The sequence below is a fragment of the Ideonella sp. B508-1 genome (assembly GCF_000333615.1).
Taxonomy (GTDB): Bacteria; Pseudomonadota; Gammaproteobacteria; order Burkholderiales; family Burkholderiaceae_C; genus Ideonella.
Genome location: NZ_BADL01000323.1, coordinates 33854 through 41502, shown reverse-complemented (window position 1 = coordinate 41502; position 7649 = coordinate 33854). Strand labels below are relative to the sequence as shown.

The window sequence follows — 7649 nt, the reverse complement described above, 5'->3', positions numbered from 1 at the left end:
GCGTGCTGCTTTTCGGCACGCCGCTGTCAGACAGCGGCAAGCAGCGCCTGAAGGCCATGGTGGAGACCACCGATGGTTTCGAGATCGCCCGGCGCGACCTGGAGATACGCGGCCCCGGCGAGTTCATGGGCGCGCGCCAGTCGGGGCGACGCCCTGTTGCGTTTTGCCGACCTGGCCGAGGACGCGCCGCTGCTGGCGCGCGCCCGCGCTCTGGCCAGCCAGCTGCTGGACCGACACCCCGCGGCGGCGCGGGCCCAGGTGGCGCGCTGGCTGGGCGCCCGCGCGGAGTTCCTCAAGGCCTGAGCGACCTCCGGCGGCGAGGCCCACACACCCTCGGGGGTTTCCCCGGAGGGCTCCGTTACGCCCCCTCACATCCACCTGTCATCCTTGACAGGCACCCCCTCGTCTAGGGGATGCCTGACAGCAACCCGGCCCCGGACACTGCGCCTCGGCCCTGCTCTCGCAACCCGGGAGGGAGCCGAAGCACACAACACAACCCACCCACGAGGACACCCTTTCCATGAACAAGTTCGCACTGCGCGCCGTGGCGGCCGCGGCCCTGGCCCTGTCGCTGGGCTCGACCAGCTTTGCCGCCGCTCCGGCGGCCGACCACCCTGCCGTTCAACGCGCCCTGGCCCACCTGGGCGGCGTGGCCTTCCAGAAGGCCCATGGCACCGGCCGTGACGGCTTCGTGGCGCGCGACCTGGTGGTCGACGCCGATGGCGCCGAACACGTCCGCTTCGAGCGCACCTTCGCCGGCCTGCGCGTGATCGGCGGTGACCTGGTGGTCCACAGCCGCGGTGACGGCAGCTTCCGCAGCATCAGCCAGACCCTGCGCGAGCTGATCCAGATCGACCTCAAACCCGTGGTGTTCGCCCAGGCCGCCCAGAGCGAAGCCCTGGCCCAGTTCGGCGCCAAGGACGGGGCGGTGAAGTCGGCCGAGCTGGTGGTCTATGCCCGCGAAGTCAAGCCGCAGCTGGCCTGGGACGTGCAGGTCAACGGCGTGCGCGAGGACGGCACCCCCAGCCGCGCCCACCTGCTGCTGAGCGCCACCAGCAAGACGCTGCTGGACCGCTGGGACGACATCCACACCGCCGACGACGTGGGCACCGGCAAGACGCTGTACTCGGGCAACGTGAGCCTGCACGACGACCTGAGCGGCTCGACCTACACGCTCAAGGACGCCACGCGCGGCGGCCACTATGTGGTCAACATGGCCAACAAGACCTCGGGCGGCACCACCTTCACCGCCACCGACAACATCTGGGGCAACAACGCCGAGTCCAGCACCGAGACGGTGGCGGCCGACGCGGCCTACGGTCAGAACATGACCTGGGACTATTACAAGACCACCTTCGGTCGCAATGGCATCGCCAACGACGGCAAGGGCGCGTACTCCCGCGTGCACTACAGCAGCAACTACGACAACGCGTACTGGGACGACAGCTGCTTCTGCATGACCTACGGTGACGGCAGCACCCTGAACCCGCTGGTGTCGCTGGATGTGGCCGGCCACGAGATGACCCACGGCGTGACCTCGCGCACCGCCAACCTGACGTACTCCGGCGAATCCGGCGGCCTGAACGAGGGCACCTCGGACATCATGGGCACGATGGTCGAGTTCTTCGCCAACAACCCCAATGACACGCCCGACTACATGATCGGCGAAGAGCTCTACAGCACCGCGGGCCAGGCCCTGCGCTACATGTACCAGCCCAGCAAGGACGGCTACTCGGCCGACTGCTGGTACACCGGCGTGAAGCGTCTGGACGTGCACTACTCCTCCGGTGTGGCGAACCACTTCTACTACCTGCTGGCCGAAGGCACCACCGCGGGCTCGCCCTCCAAGACCTGTGTCTCCGGCAACACCAAGAAGGCTTCCGGCACCGGCACCCTGACCGGCATCGGCCGCGACAAGGCCGCCAAGATCTGGTACCGCGCGCTGACCGTCTACATGACCTCCAGCACCAACTACGCCGGTGCGCGCACCGCGACCATCTCGGCCGCCACCGATCTGTACGGCGCCTCTTCGAGCACCGTGGCCGCCGTCAAGGCCGCCTGGTCGGCCGTCCTCGTCAACTGAGGTCGCCCGCCGCACGGCGTCAGATCCCCGGGCCTGACCGGCCCGGGCGTCCGGACAGCCCGCGTTTCGCAGCCCTGCGGACGCGGGCTGTTCTCTTTACCTTCCGTCATGTTTCTGCAAGGGTTTTTCGCACCCCCTGTGGTAGGGATGGCCCGCCTTGGGGGCCGGACAGACACTCATCCGCACGCCTTCCAAAAGGAGGCGACAGGCCACCGTGCGGCCTCGATGGCCGCAGCGGTTCCTTTTCGTCATCACCTCCACACCATGAAACCCACTGTTCTGCATCTGGCCGCTCTGGCCGCCCTGACCATCGCCCTGGTTCCGGCTGCCCAAGCCGCCCGCCCCGCGGCCGACAGCCCCGCCGTGGCCCGCGCCCTGGCTCACCTGAAGTCACAGGCCGGTCTCGTGGCCGGTCAGGATGGCTTCGTCGCGCGTGACCTCGTCGTCGACGCCGACGGCACCGAGCATGTCCGCTTCGACCGCACCTTCCGGGGCCTGCGCGTGCTGGGCGGCGACCTGGTGGTGCATGGCGACGCCCATGGCGCCCTGCGTGGCCTGAGCCGCTCCTTCGACGGCGCGCTGTCGCTGTCGACCCAGCCCTCTCTGAGCGGCGACAGCGCCGCCAGCTTCGCCAAGGGCCGCTTCGAGCACGCCGGCGCCAAGATCGAGAGCAAGGAACTGGTGGTCTTCGCCCGCCACGGCCAGCCGCAACTGGCCTGGGAAGTGCTGGTGACCGGCACCCGCGCCGACCAGACCCCCAGCCGCATGCACTTCATCGTCAGCGCCGCCGGCAAGAGCGTGCTGGACCGCTGGGACGAGATCGAGAACACCGACGCCCTGGTCACCGGCAAGACGCTGTTCAGCGGTGACGAGAGCCTGCACGCCGACAAGAACAGCCGCGGCGTCTACACCCTGGTGGATGCCACCCGTGGCGGCCACAAGGTGGTGTCCATGAAGAACACCACCTCGCGCGAGACGGCGGTCAAGAGCAGCACCGCCACCTTCGGCAACGGCACCCTCAGCGACACCAACACGGTGGCCGCCGATGCCGCCTACGGCCAGAACGAGACCTGGGACTACTACAAGACCACCTTCGGCCGCAATGGCATCGCCGACGACGGCAAGGGCGCCTACTCCCGCGTCCACTACGGCCGCAACTACGTCAACGCCTTCTGGAGCGACAGCTGCTTCTGCATGACCTATGGCGATGGCGACAACGGCAAGAACTACTACCCGCTGGTGGCTCTGGACGTGGCCGGCCACGAGATGACCCACGGCGTCACCTCGCGCACCGCGGCGCTGACCTACTCCGGTGAATCCGGCGGCCTGAACGAAGCCACCTCGGACATCATGGGCACGATGGTGGAGTTCTTCGCCAACAACGCCAATGACACCCCCGACTACCTGATCGGCGAAGAGATCTTCGTCAAGCCGGGCAACTACATCCGCAACATGGTGCAGCCCAGCACCGATGGCTCCTCGGCCGACTGCTGGTATTCCAGCCTGGGCGGTCTGGATGTGCACTACTCGTCCGGCCCGGCCAACCACTTCTTCTACATGCTGGCCGAGGGCACGACCAACGGCTCGCCGTCCAAGACCTGTGTGGCGGGCAACACCAAGACCGCGACCGGCACCGGCAGCGTCACGGGTGTCGGCCGCGACAAGGCCGCCAAGATCTGGTACCGCGCGCTGACCGTCTACATGACCTCCAGCACCAACTACGCGGCCGCCCGCACCGCCACCATCAGCGCGGCCACCGACCTGTACGGCTCGGCCTCCGCCGAACTGGCCTCGGTCAAGGCCGCCTGGTCGGCCATCAACGTGAACTGAGTTCCGACCGACCGACGCGGGCGGTTCAGGCCGCCCGCGCCCTGCCCACGCCGCGGCCTGCCCGCGGCGTTTTCTTTGGTGGCCGCGTGGCGCCCGGCCGGGATTGCACAATGCGGCCATGACCCTGACCGAACTGCGCTACATCGTCGCCGTCGCCCGCGAGCGGCATTTCGGCCGCGCGGCCGAGGCCTGCCATGTCTCCCAGCCCACCCTGTCGGTGGCCATCAAGAAGCTGGAGGAGGAGCTCGACGTCAAGATCTTCGAGCGCGGCAGCAACGAGGTGAGCCTGACCCCGCTGGGCGAGGCCATCGTGCGCCAGGCCCAGAGCGTGATCGAGCAGGCCCAGGGCATCCGCGAGATCGCTCAACGCGGCAAGGACCCGCTGGCCGGCCCGCTGCGCCTGGGCATCATCTACACCATCGGGCCCTACCTGCTGCCGGAACTGGTGCGCCATGCCATCGACATGACGCCGCAGATGCCGCTGATCCTGCAGGAGAACTTCACCGTCAAGCTGCTGGACATGCTGCGCACCGGCGAGCTGGACTGCGCCATCATGGCCGAGCCCTTCCCCGACACCGGCCTGGCCATCGCCCCGCTGTACGACGAGCCCTTCCTGGTGGCCGTGCCCGCCCAGCACCCGCTGGCCCAGCGCGATGCCATCAGCTCCGAGGAGCTCAAGCGCGAGACCATGCTGCTGCTGGGCACCGGCCACTGCTTCCGCGACCACGTGCTGGAGGTCTGCCCCGAATTCGCCCGCTTCTCCAGCGACACCGAGGGCATCAAGAAGAGCTTCGAGGGCTCCTCGCTGGAGACCATCAAGCACATGGTGGCCTCGGGCATGGGCGTGACCGTGGTGCCCCAGCTGTCGCAGCCGCGCGAACCCCAGCCGCACCTGGTCTTCGTGCCCTTTGCCGCGCCGGTGCCCTCGCGCCGGGTGGTGCTGGCCTGGCGGCGCAGCTTCACCCGCTACGAGGCCATTGCCGCGCTGCGCAACGCCATCTACGCCTGCGAGCTGCCCGGGGTGGCGCGCCTGACGGCCTGAGCGCGCCGACCGGGGCTATTGCCGCCATAAAACTATTGAATTAGATGAACAAATAGTCATTGGCTATCCTTCTGTCCATGGTCCACGTCGGACCGATCCAGGAGAAACCGCCATGCCCCGCATCCCCCGCCGCCCCGCTCCCATCGTCCCGACGATCCAGGTGTCCGGACACACCGCCCCGCTGAGCTGGCGCCAGGTGGTGGGCCTGGGCGTCACCGTGGCCGGCAGCTGCCTCTGGATGGTGCCCATGGTCCACGGCATGGCCGCCAGCTGAGCGGGAAGTCCGCCGCGGGCCCACAATGGGGTCAGATCAACCCCGCCGCCCTGCCATGAGCGACTTCCCGAGCGACATCTACACCGAGCCCCGCGACATCGACCTGAACACGCTGGCCAACCTGGGCCCCCTGGCCCCGATGGCCGGCATCTGGCAGGGCGAGCGCGGCCTGGATGTGAAGCCCAAGGCCGAGGGCCCGAAGAAGCAGGCCTATGTGGAACGCATCGAGCTGCAGCCGATCGACCCGCAGACCAACGGCCCGCAGCTGCTCTACGGCCTGCGTTACCACACGCACATCACCAAGCCCGACCAGGTCAAGACCTACCACGAGCAGGTGGGCTACTGGCTGTGGGAGCCGGCCACCGGCGCGGTCATCCACACCCTGACCATCCCGCGCGGTCAGACGGCCCTGGCCGGCGGCACGGCCGCGCCGGACGCCACCAGCTTCGAGCTGGTCGCCACCCAGGGCCTGGACACCTTCGGCATCTGCTCGGCCCCCTTCCTGGACGTGGCCTTCAAGACCACCGAGTTCCGCATCAAGGTGACGGTGAACGCCGACGGCAGCTGGGGCTACGAGGAGGACACGGTGCTGCAGATCCGCGGCCAGGCCGAGCCCTTCCACCACACCGACCGCAACCTGCTGCACAAGATCGGCGAACCCACGCCCAACCCGCTGTGGGTCGCCGCGCTGGCGAAGGCTTGACACGGGCCGGATAATGGCGGGTTTCGCCCTCTGCCGAGCCCGCCATGTCCGCCGAACTCGCCGAACAGGTCCGCCGCCGCCGGACCTTCGCCATCATCTCCCACCCTGACGCGGGCAAGACCACGCTGACGGAAAAGCTGCTGCTGTTTTCGGGCGCGATCCAGATCGCCGGCTCGGTGAAGGCGCGCAAGGCCAGTCGACACGCCACGTCGGACTGGATGGAGATCGAAAAGCAGCGCGGCATCTCGGTGGCCTCCTCCGTCATGCAGATGGAGTACCGCGACTGCACCATCAACCTGCTGGACACCCCCGGCCACCAGGACTTCTCGGAAGACACCTACCGCGTGCTGACCGCGGTGGACGCGGCGCTGATGGTGATCGACGCGGCCAACGGCGTGGAGCCGCAGACCCGGCGCCTGCTGCAGGTCTGCCGGGCGCGCAACACGCCCATCCTCACCTTCGTCAACAAGATGGACCGGGAGGTGAAGGACCCGCTGGCCCTGATGGACGAAATCGAGGCCGAGCTGGGCATGACGGTGGTGCCCTTCACCTGGCCGGTGGGCATGGCCAAGTTCTTCGGCGGCGTGCTGGACCTGCGCAAGGACCAGATGCGCGTGTTCTCGCCGGGCGAGGACCGCGTGGCCGGCACCGAGGAAATCATCGAGGGCATCGCCAACCCGGCGCTGTCCGAGCGCTTCGGCGACGTCTACGAGCAGGCCGCCGGCGAGATCGAGCTGGTGCGCGAGGCCGCGCCGGCCTTCGACGAGGCCGAGTTCCTGGCCGGCCGCCAGACGCCGATGTTTTTCGGCTCGGCCGTCAACAACTTCGGTGTGCAGGAGGTGCTGGACGCGCTGGTCGACCTGGCCCCGGCCCCGGGCCCGCGCCCGGCGATCCAGCGCACGGTGAACCCGGACGAGTCCAAGTTCACCGGCGTGGTCTTCAAGATCCAGGCCAACATGGACCCGGCGCACCGCGACCGCATCGCCTTCCTGCGCGTGGCCTCGGGCAAGTTCGAGCGCGGCATGAACATGAAGGTGGTGCGCAGCGGCAAGACCCTGCGGCCCAACACCGTGGTGACCTTCATGAGCCAGAAGCGCGAGCTGCTGGACGAGGCCTATGCCGGCGACATCATCGGCATCCCCAACCACGGCGTGCTGCAGCTGGGCGACACCCTGACCGAGGGCGAAGCCCTGCAGTTCACCGGCCTGCCCTTCTTCGCGCCGGAGCTGTTCCGCTCGGTCGAAGTGGCCGACCCCCTCAAGACCAAGCAGCTGCGCGCCGGCCTGACCCAGCTGGGCGAGGAAGGCGCGATCCAGGTCTTCCGCCCCATGGCCGGCAGCGTGCTGCTGCTGGGTGCGGTCGGTCAGCTGCAGTTCGAGGTGGTGGCCCACCGCCTGGAACACGAGTACGGCGTGAAGGCCCGCATCCTGCCGGCCCGCTTCAACGTGGCCCGCTGGGTCACCTGCGACGAGGCCGACGGCGGCGAGAAGGAGCTCAAGCGCTTCATCGACGGCAACAGCCACCGCATGGCGCTGGACGCGGTGGACGCGCCCACCCTGCTGCTGGAGTACGCGGGCGAGCTGCGCGCGATCCAGGAGAACTGGCCCAAGATCAAGTTCCACGCCCTGCGCGAGCACGCGGGGCTGGTGTTCCAGCAGCGCATGGGGGACTGAGCCCCCACCCGGCCGCCTCGGCCGCCTTGGCCGAACAGTCCGGC

At 68.6% G+C, this 7649-nt stretch carries 6 protein-coding genes and 1 pseudogene; all 7 read left to right on the top strand.

What is annotated here, in order from left to right:
- Positions 1–303 (top strand): annotated as a pseudogene (locus I73_RS31700) (ATP-dependent DNA helicase RecG); the annotation flags it as partial.
- Positions 304–520: 217 nt separating this feature from the next.
- On the top strand, positions 521–2083 hold the full coding sequence (locus tag I73_RS14230; protein WP_022981226.1) for a M4 family metallopeptidase: 1563 nt from the start codon (positions 521–523) through the stop codon (positions 2081–2083).
- Positions 2084–2347: 264 nt separating this feature from the next.
- Entirely contained in the window at positions 2348–3913 is a 1566-nt protein-coding gene (locus I73_RS14225; RefSeq protein ID WP_022981225.1) for a M4 family metallopeptidase, read from the top strand.
- A 118-nt stretch (positions 3914–4031) separates the two neighbouring features.
- Complete coding sequence (locus I73_RS14220) at positions 4032–4955, top strand: LysR substrate-binding domain-containing protein (protein ID WP_022981224.1); 924 nt, start codon at positions 4032–4034, stop codon at positions 4953–4955.
- A 112-nt stretch (positions 4956–5067) separates the two neighbouring features.
- The gene (locus I73_RS33200; protein ID WP_022981223.1) at positions 5068–5229 is read left to right on the top strand and encodes a hypothetical protein; all 162 of its coding nucleotides are present in this window, start codon (positions 5068–5070) and stop codon (positions 5227–5229) included.
- 55 nt (positions 5230–5284) lie between these two features.
- Positions 5285–5932, top strand: a complete 648-nt coding sequence (locus tag I73_RS14210) for an FABP family protein (RefSeq protein ID WP_022981222.1) — start codon at positions 5285–5287, stop codon at positions 5930–5932.
- Positions 5933–5976: 44 nt separating this feature from the next.
- The gene (locus I73_RS14205) at positions 5977–7605 is read left to right on the top strand and encodes a peptide chain release factor 3 (protein WP_022981221.1); all 1629 of its coding nucleotides are present in this window, start codon (positions 5977–5979) and stop codon (positions 7603–7605) included.
- Positions 7606–7649 lie beyond the last annotated feature (44 nt).

Excerpts from the sequence above, each read along its gene's own strand:
- I73_RS33200 (WP_022981223.1), top strand. The coding sequence starts at position 5,068 with ATGCCCCGCATCCCCCGCCGCCCCGCTCCCATCGTCCCGACGATCCAG.
- I73_RS14205 (WP_022981221.1), top strand. The coding sequence starts at position 5,977 with ATGTCCGCCGAACTCGCCGAACAGGTCCGCCGCCGCCGGACCTTCGCC.
- I73_RS14210 (WP_022981222.1), top strand. The coding sequence starts at position 5,285 with ATGAGCGACTTCCCGAGCGACATCTACACCGAGCCCCGCGACATCGAC.
- I73_RS14230 (WP_022981226.1), top strand. The coding sequence starts at position 521 with ATGAACAAGTTCGCACTGCGCGCCGTGGCGGCCGCGGCCCTGGCCCTG.
- I73_RS14225 (WP_022981225.1), top strand. The coding sequence starts at position 2,348 with ATGAAACCCACTGTTCTGCATCTGGCCGCTCTGGCCGCCCTGACCATC.
- I73_RS14220 (WP_022981224.1), top strand. The coding sequence starts at position 4,032 with ATGACCCTGACCGAACTGCGCTACATCGTCGCCGTCGCCCGCGAGCGG.